Origin of the sequence: Sorangium sp. So ce131, from assembly GCF_051519095.1 — a bacterium.
Classification (GTDB): domain Bacteria; phylum Myxococcota_A; class Polyangia; order Polyangiales; family Polyangiaceae; genus Sorangium.
Genome location: NZ_CP150455.1, coordinates 3157836 through 3179466 on the forward strand (window position 1 = coordinate 3157836; position 21631 = coordinate 3179466).

General features: G+C 70.6%; 14 protein-coding genes. 4 read left to right on the forward strand and 10 right to left on the reverse strand.

Annotation, left to right across the window (positions count from 1 at the left end):
• Positions 1 to 126: 126 nt before the first annotated feature.
• Entirely contained in the window at positions 127 to 1239 is a 1113-nt protein-coding gene (locus WMF43_RS11680) for a DUF4419 domain-containing protein (protein WP_437679788.1), read from the reverse strand.
• A gap of 311 nt (positions 1240 to 1550) precedes the next feature.
• Here WMF43_RS11680 and WMF43_RS11685 point away from each other — a divergent pair, with 311 nt between their 5' ends.
• Positions 1551 to 2291 (forward strand): Bax inhibitor-1/YccA family protein, encoded by a 741-nt coding sequence (locus WMF43_RS11685; RefSeq protein ID WP_437679790.1) that lies wholly within the window; start codon positions 1551 to 1553, stop codon positions 2289 to 2291.
• Positions 2292 to 2457: 166 nt separating this feature from the next.
• The gene (locus WMF43_RS11690) at positions 2458 to 2862 is read left to right on the forward strand and encodes a cupredoxin domain-containing protein (protein WP_437679792.1); all 405 of its coding nucleotides are present in this window, start codon (positions 2458 to 2460) and stop codon (positions 2860 to 2862) included.
• A gap of 27 nt (positions 2863 to 2889) precedes the next feature.
• On the opposite strand, the gene WMF43_RS11695 is transcribed toward WMF43_RS11690, so the two are convergent.
• Entirely contained in the window at positions 2890 to 3372 is a 483-nt protein-coding gene (locus WMF43_RS11695; protein ID WP_437679794.1) for a hypothetical protein, read from the reverse strand.
• Between the two features lie 460 nt (positions 3373 to 3832).
• Between WMF43_RS11695 and rplC the strand changes: the two genes are divergently transcribed.
• Together rplC and WMF43_RS11705 are read left to right on the forward strand one after the other, a co-directional pair.
• On the forward strand, positions 3833 to 4531 hold the full coding sequence (rplC, locus tag WMF43_RS11700) for a 50S ribosomal protein L3 (RefSeq protein ID WP_437679796.1): 699 nt from the start codon (positions 3833 to 3835) through the stop codon (positions 4529 to 4531).
• 82 nt (positions 4532 to 4613) lie between these two features.
• A complete protein-coding gene (locus WMF43_RS11705; protein WP_437679798.1) occupies positions 4614 to 5231 on the forward strand; it encodes an SAM-dependent methyltransferase in 618 nt (205 codons plus the stop codon).
• 49 nt (positions 5232 to 5280) lie between these two features.
• Here the strand turns inward: WMF43_RS11705 and WMF43_RS11710 are convergent, their stop codons facing one another.
• The 8 genes from WMF43_RS11710 to WMF43_RS11745 form a co-directional block, all read right to left on the reverse strand.
• Positions 5281 to 6213: a type II toxin-antitoxin system HipA family toxin gene (locus WMF43_RS11710; protein ID WP_437679799.1), complete on the reverse strand. Its 933-nt coding sequence runs from the start codon at positions 6211 to 6213 to the stop codon at positions 5281 to 5283.
• A gap of 4 nt (positions 6214 to 6217) precedes the next feature.
• On the reverse strand, positions 6218 to 10732 hold the full coding sequence (locus tag WMF43_RS11715; protein WP_437679801.1) for a HipA N-terminal domain-containing protein: 4515 nt from the start codon (positions 10730 to 10732) through the stop codon (positions 6218 to 6220).
• A gap of 717 nt (positions 10733 to 11449) precedes the next feature.
• On the reverse strand, positions 11450 to 12634 hold the full coding sequence (locus tag WMF43_RS11720; RefSeq protein ID WP_437679803.1) for an acyl-CoA dehydrogenase family protein: 1185 nt from the start codon (positions 12632 to 12634) through the stop codon (positions 11450 to 11452).
• 89 nt (positions 12635 to 12723) lie between these two features.
• Entirely contained in the window at positions 12724 to 14748 is a 2025-nt protein-coding gene (locus WMF43_RS11725) for a L,D-transpeptidase family protein (RefSeq protein WP_437679805.1), read from the reverse strand.
• A gap of 186 nt (positions 14749 to 14934) precedes the next feature.
• Positions 14935 to 16824: a DNRLRE domain-containing protein gene (locus WMF43_RS11730; RefSeq protein WP_437679807.1), complete on the reverse strand. Its 1890-nt coding sequence runs from the start codon at positions 16822 to 16824 to the stop codon at positions 14935 to 14937.
• A 598-nt stretch (positions 16825 to 17422) separates the two neighbouring features.
• Complete coding sequence (locus WMF43_RS11735; RefSeq protein ID WP_437679809.1) at positions 17423 to 18205, reverse strand: creatininase family protein; 783 nt, start codon at positions 18203 to 18205, stop codon at positions 17423 to 17425.
• A gap of 5 nt (positions 18206 to 18210) precedes the next feature.
• Positions 18211 to 19902, reverse strand: coding sequence for a benzoate-CoA ligase family protein (locus WMF43_RS11740; protein WP_437679811.1), 1692 nt, complete (start codon positions 19900 to 19902; stop codon positions 18211 to 18213).
• A gap of 258 nt (positions 19903 to 20160) precedes the next feature.
• Positions 20161 to 21630 carry an NADH:flavin oxidoreductase gene (locus tag WMF43_RS11745; RefSeq protein WP_437679813.1) on the reverse strand — a complete coding sequence of 490 codons (1470 nt, stop codon included), beginning with the start codon at positions 21628 to 21630 and terminating at the stop codon, positions 20161 to 20163.
• Position 21631: the final 1 nt, after the last annotated feature.

The window sequence follows — 21631 nt, forward strand, 5'->3', positions numbered from 1 at the left end:
AATCCTAGGCCACGGTGAGCTGGCCGTCCATGCCGAACTGCGCGCGGGATCTGCGAGTCGCAGGGGTGGCGCGCATGTCCTACCCGCGTCACCTGGTGAGCGCGCGCGCCGCGCCGTTCAGGGTGCCTAGGCCGCGTGTTCGGCCGCGGCGCCGGGCGCGCGGTCCGTGACTGCCCACACGAACTCGGGAATGAGCGCGAGGGAATGCGGGTCCTGCGTGACGCCGATCAAGCCGCTGATGAGCTCCAGGGGGTGCTCGAGGCGGCTCTGATCGACGAGGCACAGCTCGGTGCTCGTCAGCCCGGGCGGCACCTCGGAGAGCCCGGGGCCCTGCGCGTTCCCGAGCCCTCCGAGCGGGGCGCTCCGGGTCTCTGCCACCAGCCATCGATCGTGCCAGGTGGCGACGTAGGGGTTCGGGGCGAAGTAGTCGTTCGGCCAGGCGCGCAGGTAGGGGAACAGCACGTGGATCCAGCCCGTGAGCTCGTCCGCCGGGTCCTCGTACCGGAAGAACGCGCGCCAGAACATCGTATCGGGCCGCCCCTCGGAGGACGCGGCGATCTGGTCGAGCACGGGCAGGAGCGCGGCGATCCACCGCTCCTGCCCGAAGGCGCCGAACGCCGCCGCGCGCTGCCGGACCCAGCGCCAGTCGTCGGACGTGCCGAGCAGGTAGACGCGCGGGATCCCGCGCTCGGGGCGCACCATGTCGCCCGGGAACGGCGGGTCTCCCTCGTAATGGGGGGCGAACGGGGTTGTCACCGTGAGCGCCGACGAGAGCCGCTCGACCGGACCCGTGGTGGAGAAATTGCCTGTCACGAGCCCCCAGAGCCGGTCAATGCGCGCCGAAATCTGGGCGAAAAAGTCCGGAAACACGAGGGGCCACGGGTTCGCGCTGCCGAGCTTGAAGTCCGGCCGGTCGATGTGGAGCTCGAACTCGCGGTCCTCCGCGAGGAAGCGGCGCCGCTGCGCGTCGTTCGTGGCGAGGTGGAGCGTGAAGCCCCGCGCGAGGCAGAACCAGATCACGTCGGGCGACAGCACGAGGGGATAACGCTGGGTGTACGCCGTGTGCGCCGCCTGGACGAGCGGGTGCAGGGCCGTGCGTCCGACGAGCGGCAGGCGGTGCCGGAAGGCGGCCTCGACGCGCGCGACCAGCAGGCCCTGGAGCGCCGCGGCGTTGTCGAACTCCGGCAGGGGCGCTGTCGCCGGCTGGACGTCGGCCACGGCGATCGTCGAAACCTGCATTCGTCCTCGTCCTCCTGGCCCCCTGCGCGGCGCGCTCGCGATCCGGCGCAGCTCTTTGGTACACGAGCGTGCCGCCCGACACAACCTGGCGCGGCGGCGCGGTACGCCGCGCGGATCACATCCCCCGACGAGATCACACGGGCCGGCCATGCCGTCGGGGTGTGATTTTCCGTGGGCGCGCGCGGCGCCGGGGCGGTCGCGGCGCGGCGCCGGGGCGGTCGCGGCGCGATCTTGCGCGTCCCAGGCGAATGGTGCACGACTAGTCCGGCTCGCGGCCGCAGCGGGTCGCCCGGCAAGGAGGGGCGCAGCAGATGAATCTTCCCCAGGCGAAGTCGATGGAGGCGAGCGCGCCGGCGAACCCGAAAGTGGCGCTGCGCATCGACTACCTCAAGAGGGTATACGGGCTCTTCACGGCGAGCCTGGTCGTGTCCGCCATCGGGGCGATGTGCGCGCTCTACGTCGGGGCGCCGGACGCCGAGGAGGCGGCGGCGGACGTGATGCCGCCCGCGGTCGAGCTCTTCGCGCAGCACCCGATCCTCGCCATGCTGATCGCCATCGCGGTGATGTGCGGCGCCCGCGCGGTGCGCCGCGTGCCCGGCGTCAACGTGGTCGCGCTCTTCGGGATGGCGGTGATCCTCGGCGTCACGCTGGCTCCCGCGCTGTACATGGCGCAGGCGGCCGCGGGCCTCGGCGGCACGCTGTCGGCGGCCCCGGCGCGGGACGCCTTCATCCTGGCGGTCCTCACGTTCGGCAGCCTCACCCTGGGTGTCCTGCTCACGAGGGACGATCTCTCGTTCCTCATCAGCGGGCTGGTGATGGGATCCATGGTCGTCCTCGGCGCCATGCTGCTCAACCTCCTGCTCGGGAGCACGGCGCTCGGGCTGGCGATCTCGAGCGTCTCCGTCCTCCTGTTCGGGGGGTACGTCCTATTCAACACGTCGCGGCTGCTGCACTCGGACGAAGAGGACACCGTCGGCGGCGCGCTCGACCTCTACCTCAACTTCTTCAACCTCTTCTCCTCGATTCTACAGATCCTCTCCGGCCGCTTCTGATCGGCCGCCCTCCTGGCGAGCGCGCTCCCTCCGCGGAAGGGGCGTACGAGCCTCGCGCGGGCTGCGCGCGGGCTGCGCGCGGGCTGCGCGCTGGCCCGCGTTTGCCCGGGGCGGCCGCGGTGGGGGCGCTTGACGTCCTTTTCTCGCCGGGTAAGAACGCGCTCCCATGCGCCGCTCGTTCTGCCTCGCCGCTCTGGCCCTCGCCGTCTCGTCCCTCGCTTGCAGCAAGCCCGCCGAGCCCGCCGAGGAGGCGCAGCCTTCGGCGCCGGCCGCCGTGGCCGAGCCTGCCGCGCCGCCGGACGTGAAGCGCGTGGACATCGCGGTGAACGACAGCGGCTTCTCGCCGTCGACCATCGAGCTGAAGAAGGGGGAGCCGGTGGTGCTCCGCTTCACGCGGACCACGAAGAGCGAGTGTCTGAAGGCGATCGCGATTCCCGATCTGAAGATCGAGAAGGATCTGCCGCTCAACGTCCCGGTCGAGGTCGCCGTCACCCCGGAGAAGGAAGGGAAGATGGTGCTTCAGTGCTGGATGGCGATGATCAAGGCGACGATCAACGTGGTCGGCGCGTGAGGCGGCGGCGCCTCGCGGCGCGCGGGCTCAGAGGATGAGCCAGAGCTCGGCGTCATAACGCCGCCCGCCGATCGCCCTGTCCCGCGCCGCGCGGCGCGACGCGGGGGCGGCCGCCTCGACCGCCTCGACGGCGTCGCGCGCCGGGGCGTGGGCCACGTCGATGCCCGCGGCGGCGCAGCGGGCCACGGCGAAGCGGAGCATCTCGCGCACGTCGCTCGAGGTGAGCGAGCCGTGCGTGCGCTGGCGCGCGATAGCCGCCGCGCGATCGACGCACGCGACGCAGGGCGCCGTCTCCGACCTGAACCGGAAGAGCAACGTCCCCTCGGGCCATCCGAGCGCCTTCGCCTCGATGCTCACCACCACGAACTCGCCGTCGCGGACCACCTGTGTTCCGCCCGCGCCCGCGCCGTCCTCGGCGGCGCCAAACCCCCCGCCCCTCAGCAGGAACCAGTAACGATCCATGAGATGCTCCACGTTGCGCGGTTCATCCTGAGCGACGATGTCTGTCATCCATGACCTCCGAGCATGTAATGTGCGGCCGGCGGCGCGTTACGGCGACGGCATGGAGAGTCGGACAATGTCCCAGCAGACGGACAATGTCCGTCGTGGGATGCGGGATGACGCCGCGGGAGGAGGCAGCCGGACGACGCAGCCGGAGGGCGCAGCGAGGCGACGCCGACGAGGTGAAGCGTCGCGGCATACGGCAGAGCTCGGCCCTCTGATGCGGCGCGCGCCCCGGGCGGCTGGTTGATGTGAGCCAACTTACTCGGCGAGCGTCAACTTTCGCTTCCCTTCGGGGGCTCCGTGAGTAAGCTCTGCGCCCCCCAACGCGCCCGGCGGGTTACCGCCCCGGTTCATTCGCTCCGAACCGGCTCGACATGAGGCGCGCCGAGGGGATCGGCGCTCGCGGCGTGCCGCGCGCGCATCCAGGTCCAGCACCCCCCAGGCGGAGCGAGAAAGCGATCGCATCATGAATCAGCATCCCGGCATCATCGGCAAGAAGATCGGCATGACGCAGATCTTCAACGAGACGGGCGAGGTCCTGCGCTGCACGGTCGTGCAGGCGGGCTGCGTCGTCGTCGGCAAGCGCACCCTCGAGAAGGACGGCTACAGCGCCCTGATCCTCGGCCTGGGCGAGCGGGCGGAGCGGCACACGTCGAAGCCGCTCGCCGGCGCCTTCAAGAAGGCGGGGCAGACGCCGAAGCGCGTGGTGCGCGAGCTGCGCTGCAGCCCCGAGTACGCGGCGAAGTACGAGGTGGGGCAGGCGCTCAAGGTCGACGAGGTGTTCGAGGTCGGTCAGCGCGTGGACGCGCAGGGCCGCACGCGCGGCCGCGGCTTCAGCGGCGTCATCCGCCGGTGGAGCTTCGCCGGCGCGGTCAACTCGCACGGCACCCACGAGTACTTCCGCCACGGCGGCTCGATCGGTACGAACATGACCCCGGGCCGCACGCTGCCCGGCCTGAAGATGCCCGGCCACTACGGCGACGAGACGGTGAGCGCGCTGAACCTCAAGATCGCGAAGCTCCTCCCCGAGGACAACCTCATCCTCATCGAGGGCCCGGTGCCCGGCCCGAAGAACCAGGTGGTCACGATCCGCGGCGCCGTGAAGAAGCGCGGCGGCAAGGGGATCGTGCCGGTGCAGCAGCCGACCAAGAAGAAGGGCGGCTGAGCCCGGCCGCTTGCTGGTGGAGCGCGCGCGACGCTGCGCGAGCGCGCGCGCCCCGCCGGCGGAGCCCTCCCGAAGGCGGCCCGTGAGCCAGAAGCCCCGGAACCCGTACAAGCGCCCCGACGCCTTCACGAAGGCGGCGAAGGCGCAGGGCTATCCTGCCCGCAGCATCTTCAAGCTCGAGGAGATCGACCGCCGGGTGCGGCTGCTCCGCCCTGGCCAGCGCGTGCTCGATCTGGGCGCCGCGCCCGGCTCGTGGTCGATGTACGCGGCGCAGCGGATCGGCGCGAAGGGCAAGCTGCTCGCGGTGGATCTGTCGCCGATCACGACGGCGCTCGGTCCGACGGCGACGGTGGTGCAGGGCGACGCGCTGTCGCTCACGAACGAGGCGCTCGCGCAGCTCGCGCCGTATGACGTGGTGCTGTCGGACATGGCGCCCGCGACGAGCGGCAGCAAGATCGCCGACCAGGCGCGCAGCTACGAGCTGTTCATGCGCGCCGTGGCCGTGGCCGAGGCGCTGCTCGCGCCGGGCGGCGCGTTCGTCGGGAAGATCTTCATGAGCGAGGACTTCGTGAAGGCCCGCGAGGCGCTGCGGAAGCTGTTCGAGGAGGTCCGGAGCATCCGTCCGGAGGGGACACGCGCGAACAGCGTGGAGCTGTTCCTGATCGGGCTGCGGCGGAAGGCGCCGGAGAAGGCGGGGTAGGGGCGGGAGCGCGGGAGCGCTGCCGGGCTGGGTCGAGAGAGGGACGGCGTCACGCGAGCGCGCGGCTACGCTTTCTCAAGAGGCGCGCGTAGCTCGCCCGCAGCTCGTCCGGCATCGGCGAGCGGCGCAGCAAGGCCAGCGCTTCGCTCGTGCAGCCGAGCATCGCGTCGAGGATCGCCGCGGCCTCGGCGCGTGAGAGGCGAGCGTGCTGCTCGGCGAAGTCGAGCCAGTGGTGACGGCGCAGATCTCGGTTGCGAATCCCGAGCGGCAGCGCGAGCGTCTTGTCGCCGTAGATCCAGGTGCAGATCAGGTCATAGGCCGGCGCAAGCCGGTAGATGCCGTCCTCGCCGCGCAGAAGCGAGAGGTTCTTGAGGTGCAGGTCGCCGTTGCCGATCCAGTAGGCGACGAGCAGGTGCTGATAGAGACGGCGGAGCTCGACCTCGGGCTCGCCGCAGTACCGCGCTACCAGCGCCGCGCACTCGGCTGCGGTTCCCTGACCGCGCTCGTGAGCAGGGCGACCAGCGAGCTGGCAGAAGTCCTCTTGGTGGAGCTTTCGCCGAGCCTTGCGGCTCGTACGATCGTAGCGCTGGATAACGTAGGCGAGGCTCCCGTCCGCGAGGTGAAACAGGCCGAGGTGGGGCACCTGCATGCCGGTCAGGGCAGCGATGCGCATGCTCGCGTGCTCGTTCTCGGGCACGTGGGTGTACCTCTCGAGCTGCGGCTTGAGGATGTAACGGCTGGTCTTTTCGGCGACCTCGAGGCGGCTCCTGTCCTTTGACAACCGCATCAACGCCTTTCGCTGCATGCCTGAGATCGACATCTTGCCGATCTCGGGCTCGATCCGGGCTGGCAGGTGGAGGAGATCCAGGTCGATCCTCGGCGCCTCCTCGACGCCGAACAGCTGGCGCAGGCAGGCGCGGTGGTAGCGGCCTCCGGCGTCGTCGGGCGGGCTCTCGCCCAGGCAGATCAGGCAGGCGTCCATGCGGCTACGCGGCCACCGGGAGCTTCTCCGGTACGATCTCCACCGCGCCGGCACAGTCGGCGCACGTGGCGAGCATCAGGCCGAAGGCGTCGGTGCGGTCGAGGCCGAGCTTGCGGCAGGTCTGGTCGAGCAGCCAGCCTTCGGGGAGGAGGTTCTCGAAGAACGGGTGAAGGCCGCGGCTCTCGTACGGCTCGGGGCGAAGAGGGAGGGTCGGCGACAGGGGAACGGCGTCGGGGCGGGCGAGGTAGTCGCGGTCGTAGATGAAACGGCTGCCGTCGGGGGTCTCCTCGATGATGCCGGCGCGGGTGCCGTCGAAGGAGACGATACCGCGGCGGGGGCGGCCGACGTGGAGCAGGGCGCGGTAGACGCGAAGCCGCTCCAGTGCGGCGGCGGCGTCCTTGCGGACCTTGGAGCTCTTGGCGCGCGCGGCGAGGCGAGCGATGCGCGCCTCGTCGCGGAGCCCCATCGCGGCGAGAAGGCGGGTAGAACCTCGCTTGGCGGAGCGGGCGAGATGGACGAGTACGGGGCGCCACTCCGGGGTGGGTAGGCCGTTATGATGGAGGTACGCGGCGGCGCGAACGCGGACAGTCTCGTCTTCCGCAGCAGCAGCGAGCTGGTGAATATGACGGAGGGCGTCGGCCCGACCTCCGCTGTCGAGAGAGGCCAACGTTTGACACACCGTCAGCCGGAGATCGTCACGGAGCCCCTCCTCGATGAGACGCCAGAGTCCAGCGCGTGCCTCCGGCAGACTGCTCGCGTGATCGAGCAGATCAAAGAACGCTTGCCGTGCATGGAAGTCTGACCCCGCGCTGACGAGCAGAACCAGCGCGTCGACACCGAGCTGGCGTCCCGAAGGGACATTGAGCAGGGCTCCCGCTGCGAACTGGCGGATCGGGGCGAAGCACGAGTCCGAGAACGCTATCTCGCGCAGCACGTCCACGCCGCGAGGGTCGTTGCGGGCGACCATCCACTGCGCGATGACCACCCTCGCGTTGAGGTTCTTGACCGTGGTGATATCGTCCAGCACGCGCGACAAGGCACGTTGTGCTCCAGCGTGCTCGCTAGCCAGTCTCTGTAGCGTGGCAACGTCAACGCCGCTAAACAGCAATTCGTCTCCCTCATTGAAGAGTGCTCCCACCCAGATCGATAGGGCCGCCTCATCATGCCAACGCAAAGCCATTTCCAGGGCAACGCGCTCCCTCAGGCCAACGCTATCCGCGTGCAGTAAAGAGCGCACCTGCTCGCGAAGGGGCGTCTCCTCCGCAGCCTCAAGCAAGCGTCGGAGATCCTCGCTGTTGACGTCTTCGAACCCAGAGCGGAACACGTTCACCATGGTGCTCACCGCCTCGCTTCGCCACTCGGGGATACGTAGTAGCGCGCGTGCTGCAGAGTAGCGTCTGCGTGGATCCTCGTGGTCACGCATAATCGAGGCAACGGGCCTTGATGCCCAGGCCATGCCGCTGTCGAGGAGCGCGATCCATGCCGTACTCCTTGCGGGCTCCTTGAGTCTCTCCACAATATCATGCAGCGATAAGGCCTCGTCTGCTGTCCACTCTCCTAAGTGTCCTGCTTGTATAATTCCATCGAGAAAACGAGGCTCGTCGGCCTGATTGGCGACGAGCTCTCTGAGTCGGGTGATGCGTTCTTGCTTTGTGCTGACCGCAAGCGCGCATCGATTTAAGAAGCGTAAACGGTGCGTGTCGTCATCAGCGCCTCGGGATCTTGCTTTGGTAGCACCGGCGACGATGCGCGCGGCGTCCGGCCATTCCGGTCCTCGTAGCTGGAGCGCCGAAGGAAGCCTGTGGCTGTCCAAGTACCAGGATCGAAAGTGATATCCGAGGATGCAGTCCGTGAGCTTGCGCGCGAAGGAACGGACAGGCTCCTGATCAAGCAGCCGGATCTCGGCCACGCATCGGATCGCGAACGAAACGAAACTGAACATTCGGTAGTCCTCGAAGGGATCCACGTCCTCGAGCACGGACTGAAGTAGCTCGACCACCTGCTGCGGGCGCTCCTCCTCGATCATCCCGCAGATGAGGGTCAGCGTCTCCTCCCACGCCTGGTCCTGCCAGCTCTTCTTGAAGACCGCCTTGATCTCGTCGAGCCCCCAGTCATGGGTCCGGAATCGCGCATGGATCTCCGTCGCGGTGAGGTACTCCAGGAACGTCTTATGCACGAACCCGAAGGTCTGCCCGCCGACTAAGGCGAGGATATAGTTCCTCTCCCGCAAGTGCTGGATGAGCTGCTCGGCCGTCGCCTTCGCCTCCTCGGCCCTGAGCCCGTACTCCTCGGCGCAGAAGGACGCCGCGAAGGCGCTCAGGTCCTGCTGCCGGACGGCGTTGCCGCTGCCGCCCGTGAGCTCGGTCATCATGAGGAAGGCGAGCTTGCGCAAGAACCGCTTCTTGCTGGGCAGATCGAACTGGATCGCGCTGGTTGCGGCCAGGTGCTTGTTCGCCTCCCACTGCTCTGCCATGAGGTCGACGGCGCGCTCGTAGAGCCGGTGCCGCTGCCGGGGCAGCTCCGCGCCGCGGTTGAGCAGCGCGATGAGCGTGAGCAGCAGAGGGTTGCTGCACAGCTCGCGCACGGGCCTGCTCTCCTTGAGCGTCTGGCGAAGGCGCTCCAACCGCCGCGCCGCGGCCTCCGGTGCGCCGGGGAAGGCGAGCCGGTGCCAGCGCTCCAGGAAGGCATCGATCTGCCGATCATCGAACTCCTGCAGCGTGTAGGTCGCGAGCCCGGCTTGCTGGAAGAGCGGCTGTGCAGGGCGAGCGCCGACGATCCGGCTCGTCACGACGCCACGCCCTGCGTAGCGGTCGCGCGCGCCCACGATCATGGCGGCGTAGTCGCGCCGGGCGTGCGGGTCCGCCACCTCGTCGAGCCCGTCGAACAACCAGAGGAGCCGTCCCGCTTCGGCGAGTCGACGCAACGGCTCTCCGCGGAGCGAGAGATTGCGCTCCCGGTGGACCTCGTCGAGGTAGTCGAAGAAGTCGCACGAGCGGCCCGCCTGCCTGCACGAACGGTAATGAAGATCGAAGCGACGGAGCTCGATGCGCACTGGCACGAGGTCGGCGGGCAGATCGCCGAGCGACTCGCCTGGAGCAGACAGCTTGAGGACGAGCCACCGAGTGAGCGCGCTCTTGCCTGCCCCTGGAGCGCCCAGAATGAGGACCCAGGGCTCCCCCGGCGAGGTCACGACCTGATCGATCGGCCGCTGCGCGCCGGTGAGGGCGATGCGAGACCTCGCGTCCTCTGCGCGGCCCTGTCGCGGGGCGCCGACGAGGCCTTCCTCTGCCAACTCGCCACCGATATCGCGCGGCAGGTCCAGGCGCGGCGGCTCACGCCGCGCGGTCTGCGGGAGAAAGACGTGCAGGAGGTCGAGCCCAGCCGGCACGTCCGCGTCCTCGCCCATCGTCGCGAGGTCGAACAGCGCCTCCCGCCGGTACGCATTCGCCCAGTGGCGACGGTACGCATCGACCATCTGCGCGAGATCGGCGAGCGGCGCCGCAACGGCTTCAGCACGACCCGAGAAGGTCCCCTCGACCCGCTCGAACGCCACCCTCTTCTCGATCCGCCACGCGCGCCCCTCCGGGTCGGACCTCAGGCACCCGATCCACCGCTTCTGGTCGGGGACATAGGCCCGCGTGCCATAGGTCAGCCGGTCCGGGTAGACTTGCACGACCTGGTACTGGTTCGGCACCTCCGGCGGCCGCTCCGGCACCTTGACGCCCGCGCTGCCGATCCCGAGGACAGGCACGTCGTTGTCGAGCCACCCGAGCTGCTCCTCGTGAAGATGGCCGTGCACCACGAGGTTCAGGTAAGGCCGAAGCATCCCCTTCAGGTCTTTCGCGTCCTGCCTCGCGGCGTCGTTCTCCCCGGGGTGCAGCGGATCGTGATGGATCGCCGCGATCCGAAGGAACCCCTGCTCCTTGTACGGCCGCAGCTTGCCCGCGAAGAACCGGAGCTGCTGCTCGCCCGCGAACCCGTAATGGTCCTCGGGCCGATGGCCCTCGGCAATCGCCGAGTTCAGCCCGGCGACCACAACCCGGAGGTCCGGGTACTCGAACAGGCTCCACGGCTCCGCCTCGGTGAACTGGATCCCGGTCTGCCCTTCGTAGAAGCGGGCAAAGAACTCCGCGTAGGGCCGCAGCTTGGGCCAGTAGGGCAGTGACGGCCGCTCCTCGTTGCCTTCTCGCTCGGCGAAGTACGCCTGGCAGAGCTTCCAGTTGACGTCGTGGTTTCCGGGGACGACGACCACCCGGCGCGGCGCCAGCTCCGTGAGCTCGGTGAGGCCGTGCGCGAAGGAGAGCAGCTGATCGAACTGCGACTTCATGCCGTACTCGGTGAGGTCGCCGGTGAGCAGGACGAGGTCCGGACGGATCCCTTCCTCGTCGCGCAGCCGATCGAGGTCATCCCGAAGACGGTGGAGGAGGCTGCCGGGTGAGTTCGGCCCTTCGAACCGGTGATGCGGTCCGAACTGCATGTCGGACAGATGAAGCAGGGTGATGGGCTTCTGCTGGACCACGCGCGGGTCACCTCCAGCTCACGAAGTTACCACAGCACCTCTCGTCTGCTGCTCGTGCTCGGCCACGATCACCGGCGCTCCGGGGCGAGTGCGCGGCCGATTGCGCGCGCTGCAGCGACCGGCTCTCGCGCACCGGCGTCTCGACGAGCTCACGCGCAAAGCTCGGGCACGAGCGGCGCTTCCTGGCCTGCCCAGAGCAGCATCACGCCCGTGCAGCACGGGCTAGAGGGGACGCAAGAGGGCGTCGGGGCGCCGCGGGAGCGCACCCGAGGCGGCGCAGGGGGGCCGCGGGCCGGCGCAGGAGGATGCCGGGGCTGCGCAGGAGGCACGCCGGGACCACGCAGGAGCATTCCGGAGGCGGCGCAGGAAGGCCGCGGGCCGGCGCAGGAGGATGCCGGGGCTGCGCAGGAGGCACGCCGGGACCGCGCAGGAGCATTCCGGAGGCGGCGCAGGAAGGCCGCGGGCCGGCGCAGGAGGATGCCGGGGCTGCGCAGGAGGCACGCCGGGACCGCACAGGAGCATTCCGGAGGCGGCGCAGGAAGGCCGCGGGCCGGCGCAGGAGGATGCCGGCGCTGCGCAGGAGGCACGCCGGGGCTGCGCAGGAGGGTGCCGGGGCTGCGCCGCCGGCGTTCGTACCAGCTCGGCCCACGCCTTGATGCCCGCGTGCTCGCCCGCGCTGGAACCCCGGACGCGCGCCCGAATGCCCCCGATCGCTCCTCAGAACGCGTTGTGCCCCGTGATCGCGTTCCCGAGGATCAGACAGTGCACCTCGTCCGTACCCTCGTACGTGTACACGCTCTCCAGGTTGAGCATGTGCCGGACGACCGGGTAATCGAGCAGGATCCCGTTCGCCCCGAGCACGCTCCGCGCGGTCCTCGCGATCTTGAGCGCCCACCCCACGTTGTTCCGCTTGCACAGCGACACCTGCACCGGGCTGATCCCGCCGGCGTCCTTCTGCCGCGCGAAGTGCAGCGCCATGATCTGCCCCTTCGCGATCTCGGTCGCCATCTCCACGAGCTCCGCCTGGATGAGCTGCCGCGACGCGATCGGCTGGCCGAACTGCGTCCGCTCGCGCGCATACGACACGGCCGTCTCGTAGCAGGCGCGCGCCGCGCCCAGCGCGCCCCACGCGATCCCGAAGCGCGCCTGCGTCAGGCAGCCCAGCGGGCCCTTCAGGCCGACCACCCCCGGCAGCATGTTCTCTTCCGGGACGCGCACCTCGTTGAGGACGATCTCGCCGGTCGGGCTCGCGCGCAGGCTCATCTTGCCGTGGATGAGCGGCGTCTCCAGCCCCTTCATGCCCCGCTCGACCACGAAGCCGCGGATCGACTCGGGCCCTCCGTCATCCACCTTGGCCCACACCACGCAGAGGTGCGCGATCGGCGCGCTCGTGATCCACATCTTCGTGCCCGTGAGCACGTACACGCCGCCGTCCTTGCGGGCGCGCGTCTTCATCGAGCTCGGATCCGAGCCGCTGTCGGGCTCCGTCAGGCCGAAGCAGCCGATCAGCTCGGCGGCGGCCATCTTCGGCAGCCAGCGCTGCTTCTGCGCCTCGGAGCCGTACTTCCAGATCGGGTACATCGCCAGCGAGCCCTGGACGCTCACGAAGCTGCGCAGGCCGCTGTCGCCGTACTCGAGCTCCTGCAGCGCGAGGCCGTAAGCGACCGAGTTCATGCCCGCGCAGCCGTAGCCCGTCAGCGAGCCGCCGAGCAGGCCGAGCGCGGCGATCTCGGGGATCAGGTCGGTCGCGAACTCCTCGCGCGCGAACAGGTCGGCGGCGCGCGGAAGGTACCGCTCGCGAACGAAGCGGCGGACGGAGTCGCGCACCATGCGCTCTTCCTCGGAGAGCAGCGGATCGATCGCCATGAGCTGATCGAGCGAGAGGGGCTCCTGCGTGGCCATGGACAACGCGTGTAGCCTGCCTCGGGACGGCGCGGAAGGGGCAGCGCCGGCGCGGCCGGCTCAGGAGCACCCGCGCACGGAAGGCCAGCTCACGGACGGATCGAGACGAGCGTGCCCTTCCGCAGCGAGAGCGCGCCGTGCCACGCGGCCGGCACCTCGGGCGTCGTCCACTCGAACAGCCAGGCGGCGTCGAGCGGGGAGAGGTTCACGCAGCCGTGGCTGCGCGGCGTGCCGAACTGGTCGTGCCAGTACGCGGCGTGGAACGCGAAGCCCTCGGTGAAGTACTGGACGAACGGCACGTCGCGGAAGTCGAACGGATCCTCGTCCTCCTCGTCGCCATCCATCGTGACCGTGACGTGCTTCGTGTGGATGCGGAACAGGCCCTGGATCGTCGAGCGCGTCGTCTTCGGGTCGCCGAGGCCGTCGGCGCCGGTCGAGACGAGGGTCACGTACACCGGGCGGGCGCCCTCGTAGGCGACCAGGACCTGCTGGTTGATGGAGACGTCGATCCACTTCCGCCCGCTCACCGCCCACGCGGGCGCGCTGCGGAGCGGGTCGACGCGCAGGACGTCGTCGACTCGGACGAGCCCGCCGCCGTGCGTCTCCAGGTACTCGACGCCGCCGAGCCGCCGCGCGGCGCCGGTCAGCGGGAGCGCCTCGCGGAAGCCGAGCGGGGCACGGGTGAGGTGGCCGCGCGCGTCCGGGACGAGCCGCGCGGCGTGGCGGCGCTTCGCGAACGCGACCGGGAGCGTGACGTCCGCCTCGAGCCGGAGCCCGGCGAACGCGCTCGGCCGGATGACGCGGGTGCGGTCGAGCGGCAGGACGGCGAGATCGGTGGTGAGGCCGAAGCGGCGCCCGTCGTGGTCGAAGGTCGAGAGCAACGCGAACCCGGAGCGGGTCCGGGCGTGGCCGAGGACGAGCGTGTCGGGCGACCGGCGATCACCGGCGAGCCCGGGCGCCGGCCGGCCGTAGAGCAGCACCGAGGGGGTCGGGTCCAGGGGCGGCGGGGCCACGAAGTCGGGCGCGCGCGCGGCGCTCGCGGCGCGGAGGAGGTGCGGGCCGAGGTCGGGCTCGACGCTGCGCTGCTCGTCCTCGGTCGGCAGGCGAGCGTAGAGCGGCGGGGTGGGGGAGCGCGACATCACGTACGGGTAGGGAAGGCCGTTGAGCCAGGCCGCGCGCTCCGCGTCCGGGGAAGCGAGGGCGCCGGGCGCTGCGTCGGCCGAGGTGGGGAGGGCCGCGCGCGCTGGGGCGGGCGCTGCGGGGAGGGGCACGGGGGCTGCGTCGGGCGCGGCGGCCACCGGGACTGCGTCGAGCGCAGCGGGCGTGGCCTCGCCGGGGACGTCCAGCGCGGCGAGCGCGGCCGCGCCGGCGATGGCCGGCATCGTGGCCCCGCGATCGGCGTTCAGCGCGGCAGTGCGGGTGTCCGGCGCCGTGGGCGTGGCGGCCCCGGCGAGGAATCGACGGACCGGGCGGCGGGACGAGGCCTCGACCGCGAGGTCGTGGATGTTGAGCGTGGCGCTGGCGCCGATGCACACGTAGCCGTTCGGCTCGACGCGGTACCAGCCCCCGCCGCACGACTTCCTTCCGGACGGCGCCGGACGGCGCGCGACCACGGCGCCGGCGCGCAGGTAGCCGATGCGCCGGCTGGTCCAGCTCGGCTCGGCGAAGATCCATGTCTCCCTGGCGATGCTCGCGAGCTCGTGGACATCCTCCTCCGGCTGCGGCGTGGTGACCGGGGGCGGCTCGAGGCTGGGCAGCTCGTCCGAGCCGTCGTCGACGAGCTGCGGCGGCAGCACCGCCAGGGCGAGCGGATCGACGCCGGGCGCCGCCAGGTCCTTGGCCGGATCGGCCGTGGCGCTCGCGGCCGGATCCATCGTGGCGCTCGCGCTGGGCGGCGCCGCGTGCCCTGCCGGATCCGCGGAGGTCACCGGATCCGTGGGCGAGGGAGCCGGGGCCTCGAGGGAGGGCGCCGCCGCGCCGAGCGGCGCCGTGACGGCCGACGCGGGCGCCGGGGCAGGGGACGTCGCGGCTGGTTCCGGTGCAGGGCGCGGGCAGCTCACGCTGAGCGCGGAGAGCGCAATCGCCGGCAGCAGGAAGAAGCCTCGCACGCGCATACGGAGCGCGCGTATCAGGAGGCGCGGGGACGGGCCAAGTTCGAGGGGGTCCGCCCGGGAGGGCGCGGGCTCACGCGCGAGCGCCTCATCACGCCGAGGCGCTCGCCCCGGTCCCGCGAGGGCCGGCGAGCGCCTGGGCGCCTGGACGCGACGCGGCGCGGCTGACCCGCGCCGCCCGACTTCAGCTCACAGGTCGCGCGCGCACGTGGCTCCGGAGAAGTAATACCGATTGATGGCCGGGTACGAGACCTTAAAGGTCGTCGTCTGCACCGCGCCACGGGCCACGTAGCTGCCGCCATGCAGCCAGCGTGTGCTGGCGGCGTTGTCGAGCAGCGAGCAGTCGTTACAGGGCATCGGCACCTGATAGGGGTCGGCGCTGTCGCGGGTGGCCTTGTACGCCTCGCCGGCCAGGTCCATGTGACCCCACCGCCCGGCGCCCTGGGGAAAGAGGCCGACGTCCGTGAGGTCCGCCGGCGTGCAGGAGTAGCTCGGCCCGAGCGAGTTGATGCAGGTGCCCGAGACCGAACCGTCGCCCTGGCAGCACCAGGCGGCGTCGTTGGCGGTGATATCGTTGGCGCTCGAGCCACCCCACGGAAAGATGCGCTGCTGGCTACCGCCCGCAGCAGCGTAGTTTATCTCTGCATAGGTCGGCAGCCGGCCGCCGTCCCACGCGCAGAACGCAAACAGCTCGTACCAGGTCGCGCAGACGAGGGGCTTGTTCTCCTTGGTGTCCGGGCTATTGCTCCAGGATGAATAGCCCCAGTCAGCGCAGATGAGCGCCGAGCGGAGCGCGCTCGTGTCGGCCGTGAGCTGCGTGTTCCACCTCGGATCCCAGCCGCTGTTCGGGATCTTCGGATGGGCGCCCGCGCCGGCGGGCGGCGGGTTGGCCTGCGTCGGTCCGCCCGTCTGCTCGATGTACTGCCGGAAGCGCCCGACCGTGATCATGTACTTGTCGAGGTAGAAGTCGCTGACCGTCGCCGGCACGCTCGCATCGTTGAGCCGGTTGAACGTCCCGCCCGGGACCGGCAGGCTAGAGCAGCAGCTGTCGTTGTGATTGACGCCGCAGTTGTTCCCCGCGCCCGGCGTGTTGTTGTTGCAACTGACCGACACGCCAGGCACGCCGCCACCACCTCCGCCACCCGCGCCGCCGGCGCCACCCGCGCCGCCGGCGCCACCCGCGCCGCCGGCGCCACCCGCGCCGCCGGCGCCACCCGCGCCGCCGGCTCCGCCAGAGCCTGAGGCCGAGGAGCTGGAAACAGAGGAGCTGGAGCTGGAAACAGAGGAGCTGGAGCTGGAAACAGAGGAGCTGGAGCTGGAGGCCGAGGAGCTGGAGCTGGAGGCCGAGGAGCTGGAGGCCGAGGAGCTGGAGGCCGAGGAACTGGAGGCCGAGGTGCTCGAGCCGGATCCCGTCGCGCTGTCATAGCAGACCGTGAGCTTCGGCTCCTTGTCCTCCCACCGGTTGTTTTCGTTCTCGCTGGTTCGGATGGTGGTGCGATTCGCGGTCTGCTCGAAGAGGATTCCGTAGTTCGCGACGGTGCCGTTCACCCAGCTCTGCACGGTCGCCGTGAGGTTGACCGTTTGGTAGGCGTAATTCTGGCCCGCCGTGAAGCTCCCCAGGACTGCGGGATCCCATGCTTCCGAGTGCGTGTTCCAGTTGGCGGTGGTCTCCTCCCAGGGCAACGTGACCCGGTGGATGCGGACCACCTCGGGCGTCGTCGGGTTTGAGGCGCTCACGGAGAGGTTCGCCGAGACGATGCTGGCGCCGGAGGGAATGGACGAGAGGTCGAACGCCATCAGCCCGCGCACGCGGCCCGAGGCGTCCTGGCCAACATTCATGTCGTACCCGTTATCCCCCCAGGTCTTAGATGCCTCAAAGATGGTCACATCCTTGACCACGTTCGTCGCCCCGATGCGCTGGAGCGTCACGCAGTTCGTCACCGCCTGCTGCGCGTCCAGGATCTGCTCGTCCCCCGCGTCGTACGCGCCGACGCACCCCGCGAGCGCCGCGCTCGAGGCGGCGGCGAAGGAAGCCAGGACCAGACTCCGAGACCCTCTCATCATCGTGCGATTCCTCATGGTGCTCTCCGATCCGCGTCGCCGGGCGACAACGCCCGCGATGTTGGTTGTGATGCCATCGCTGGAGCGCCAGAGAGCGCCCCAAAAAGCCATCATCTACCTGCGCGCCGCAAAGCATCTCCTGTCACCAGGTCAGCGGTCGGATCGTTCTGGCGTCGATCGGCACGCGAGGAAAACGATACCGTTTTACGTCTTCGGATCGAATACGTCAATCACGAATCGCTATTTGTTGCGCGCGGCTTGCTGAGCCTGCCTATTGTGCAGGGGTAAAACTAAACAGTATCGCTCAGACGGCATGTGGTTGTCGAGCGCCGCGGGGGATTTCTTTTGTGTCTGCTCGCAGCCGTTTGCCCAGGCAGGCCGGCAAGCAGGCCACGCGGCGCCTGTTTCCGCTCTTGCTGTCTTATTTTTGGCAGCGCTGTGCCTTCGGGCGGCGCCCGATGTGTAACTCGATGTGAGACCGGATGTGTGGGCGACGAGCGGTCGAGTAAGGGTGAGGAGCAGCGGAGGCTGCTTCTACCCACCTGATTGCCCAGAGTCCTACTGTCGGTATCTGGTCTTTTCGGCCGGCTTTCCGGTTTCCGGGCGGCCGCCGCGTTTATCCGGCTGCGCGCCCGTGGCCGGCCGCCGCGGCCAGGCCTTCCTCGACCTCGGTGACGATCATCGTCGCGAGGAGATCGAGCAGGTCGCGGCCCTCGTCCTCGGAGGCCTCGCGCGGAGCGCCGGTGTACGCGGCGTCCATGCCGAGGGCGCGGAAGGTCTTCGCCCCGGCCTTGATGCCCTCCGACAGGCTCACGCCGACGTCCGGCAGGGCCGCGGCGATGTCCCTCCGGACGAGCGCGGCGTCCGCGGCGAGGACGAGCGAGGTCTCGTAACGTCCCGCGTGGCAGGCGCCGCTCCGGAACTCGGCGGAGAGCGTCCGCGCCCAGCGGCGCGCGAGCGGGCACGCCACCGAGACGCGGCCCGCGGGCAGGTCGGACGTCGCGGCCCGCACGGCCCGGTCGTGCTCCGGCTCGAGGTGGTTGTTGATGAAGCAGACGTGCGACAGGCCGGCGGCCAGGTACGCGCCCGCGACGGCGCGCAGGAACGCGGTGAGCGCGGGCGCCGGGATCGAGATGGCGCCCGGGAAGCCCGCGGCGAAATCGGTCACGCCGTAGCCGACGGGCGGCGCGATCAGCGCGGCGACGCCGCGCTCCCAGAGCCGGCGGCCGGCCCGCTCGGCGGCCGCCTCGCTGATGACCGTGTCCGTGCCGAGCGGCAGGTGCGGGCCGTGCGGCTCCACCGACCCGACCGCGACCAGCGCGACGCACGGCGCGCCGGCCGAGAGGAGGCGGCGCAGCTCCTCGGTCGTCAGCTCGGCGAGGCGCGGCGCGGGGTGCACGCGCGTCACCTGCCCGCCGGGTTCTCGCCGGCGAGCTCGCGCTGCCGGAGGACCTTGCGGTCGACCTTCCCGCGGTCGTTCCGGGGGAGGTCGTCGACGAAGGCGACCCAGCGCGGGTACTTGTGCTTGCTCAGCCGGTCCTTCACGAACGCCTTGAGCTCGTCGGCGAGCGCGGCCTGCCCCTCGTCGGTGGCGACGCGGGCCCGCGCGTCGTCGCGGACCACGACGAACGCCTTCGGCTTCACGAGGCCCGCCTCCTCGGCGCCGATCACCGCGGCGAGCGTGACGGCCGGGTGCTCGGTCAGGCACTCCTCGACCTCGGTCGGCGCCACCCAGACGCCGCCCACCTTGAGCAGCTCGTCGGCGCGCCCGCTGAACCAGAGATACCCCTCGGCGTCCATGCGGAAGAGATCGCCGGTGCGGCACCAGTGCCCGTGAAAGGTGCCCCAGCTCTTGTCGCGATCCTGGAAGTAGCCGAGCGCGACCGAGTCGCCCTTCACCCACATGACGCCGGTCTCGCCGGGCGGAAGCTCGGGCGCGCCCGGCCCGACCGCGTCCGAGGAGAGGATCTTGATCGTGTACCCCTCGACGACGCGACCGAGGGATCCCGGGCGCACGTCGCCGGGCCGGTTCGTGCAGTAGATGTGGAACATCTCCGCGGAGCCGATGCCGTCGTAGACCTCGGCGTGGAACCGCGCGCGGAAGCGCTCGAGCAGCGCCGGCGGGAGCGCCTCGCCTGCGGAGAGGTGGAAGCGCACGGTGGAGAGGTCGAGCCGCAGCGCGCCGCGTGCCGCGCGGGCGTCGTCGTCGTCGAGCAGCTTGCCCATCATGGTCGGGACGTTCGTGACCACCGTGGGGCGGTAGCGCTCGATGTAGTGGGCGATCGACTCGGCGGTGGGCCGCTCGACGAAGAGGCCCGCCGTCGCGCCGACCGCGAAGGGGAACATCAGGTTGGTGCCCGTGGCGTAGCCGAAGAAGAGGCGCGGCACCGAGAGGGTGATGTCGTCCTCGCGGTAGCCGACCGTGGCCTTGGCGTAGCGCTCGGTGTTGAACGCGAAGTCGCGGTGCGTGTGGATTGCCGCCTTGCTCTTGCCGGTGGAGCCGGACGTGAAGAGCCATATCGCGACGTCGTCGCGCCGGGTGGGGCGGGGCCCTCGCACCCCGCCCGTGGTCGCGGCGCGCCCGGTCGCGAGGGCGCTGTGCAGCGACACCGCCTTCAAGCGCGCGAGGGCCGGCGGGATGGTGACGTCGCCCTCGAGGTCACCTCCGGTCGGGACCTCCGGCGCGAGCACGAGGGTCCGGAGGTCCGCCGCGGCGAGCGCCCCTGCGATCGCCTCGGCGACGCGCGGGATCGTGATCACCGCCGCCGCCCGCGTGTAGTCGACGAGGTACGCGAGGTCGGCCGCGGGCGCCTCGGGGTTGCCCATCGCGACCACGGCGCCGTGGTGGAGCGTCGCGAAGAACGACCAGACGAATGCCGGCGAGTCGTGCAGGAGGAGGAGCACCCTTTGCTCGGCCGCGACCTCCGCGAGCGCGAGGTGAGCGCGGAGGCTGCGGACCTTCTCGGCGACGTCCTCGTAGGTGTGCCGCTGCTCTCCGAAGCGCAGCGCGACCTTACCGCCCCTCCCCTCGCGCAGCCGATCGAAGAGGTAGTAATCCGCGAGGTTGAAGTCGTCAGGAAATGTCGTTGCATTCATGTTCACGGCTCCTCTCGATCCCTCCCGCCCAGCCCCACCCGCTCTCTCCCAACTCCCGTCTCCCGTCTCCCGTCTCCCGTCTCCCGTCTCCCGTCTTTCGTCTCCCGTCTTTCGTCTCCCGTCTCCCGTCTTTCGTCTCCCGTCTTTCGTCTCTCGTGCTCGTCTCTCGTGCTCGTCTCTCGTGCTCGTGCTCGTGCTCGTGCTCGTGCTCGTTCCGTCCCCCTCCCATCCTCTCCGGCCCCCCGGGCGCACTCCTCCTCACCCCCACCGCGGCGCCGTAAGCCTCCTCTTCCCCTCCACCGTCACCACCCCCGGCTCCCCGATCCCCACCCGATCCCAGAGCTGGCACGTCACCACCCGGTGCCTCTGATCAAGCCCCTCGCAATAATTCGAGTACACACAGCGGCGAACCTCCGCCCCACGCCCCACCCGCATCTTCAAGAACCAGTCAGGATCCGCCAGCGTCTGCCGCGCCGCCCCGATGAGGTCGCCCTCCCCGCGCGCCAGGATCCCCTCCGCCTGCACGAACGTGCAAATCCCTCCCGCCACCACGACCGGCGTCTCGAGCCCCGCCTCGCGCACCGCGCGCCGGATCCGCGCCTGCTTCGGGATCTGCCGCCCGAACGGCCCGGCCGCATCCGACAGCGCGGTCGGCATGCACTCGTACCCGCTCGGGCCGGTATACGGATACGCCGCCTCGCCGACCTTCGGCTGCTTCGCGTCCTCGAACTTCCCGCCGGTCGAGAGCGAGAGGAAATCCATGCCCGCGCGCGCGAAGGCGAGCGCGAAGAAGATCGCGTCGTCGACCCGGCTGCCCCCCTCCACGACGTCGTCGCAGAGGAAGCGGCAGCCCACGGTGAACCGCGCCGACACCGCGTCGCGCACCGCTGCGTAGACCTCGAGGGGGAGCCGCGCGCGTCGCTCGCGCTCGCCGCCGTAGCCGTCATCGCGCGTGTTCAGCGCCGAGAGGAACGACGCCATCGTGTAGGCGTGCGCGTAGTGGAGCTCGACGCCGTCGAAGCCCGCCTCGCGCGCGCGCGCCGCCGCCGCGGCGAACAGTCCGGGCAGCGAGCGCGGCAGATCGCGGATGTGGGGGAGCGCGACGTCGGTGACGCGCTCGCGCTCGCCGAAGCGCAGCGCCTCGAGCTCGCGGCGGTCGAGCACGGCCTCGAGCCGCTCGTCGTCGAGCGAGAGCAGCCGCTCGCGGACCTCGGCCTCCGGCGCGTCGCCGATCCGCTCGTCCCCCAGCGCGTCGGCGAGCGCGCGCCGGTGCGCGCCGGTGATCGCCAAGAACTCCCGGAGGAACCTCTCCTTCGACGGGCGCCTGCGGATGCGGAGGAAGTCGATGAGCTGGAGGAACACCCGGGTCCGCCCCGCGCTCCGCGCGTGGACCGTCCGGACGAGCTCGCGGAGCCCCGGGATGAACCGATCGTCGCCGGCGCGCAGCAGCGGACCGCTCGGCACGTCGCGGATGCCCGTGGCCTCGACCACGAGCGCGCCCGGCTGGCCGTCGGCGAAGCGACCGTACCAGTCGAGCACGTTCGCGGTGACGAAGCCCTCCTCCGTCGCCCGCCAGGGGACCATCGCCGGTACCCACGAGCGCTCGGCCAGCTCGAGCCCGGAGGCGAGCCGGAGCGGCGAGAACAGCCGCGCGCGCGCCGCCTCCTCCTGCGTCGGGGGCTCGTCGCGGGGCAGCGCGTGGCGGATCCTCTCCTTCGGCTTCCACATG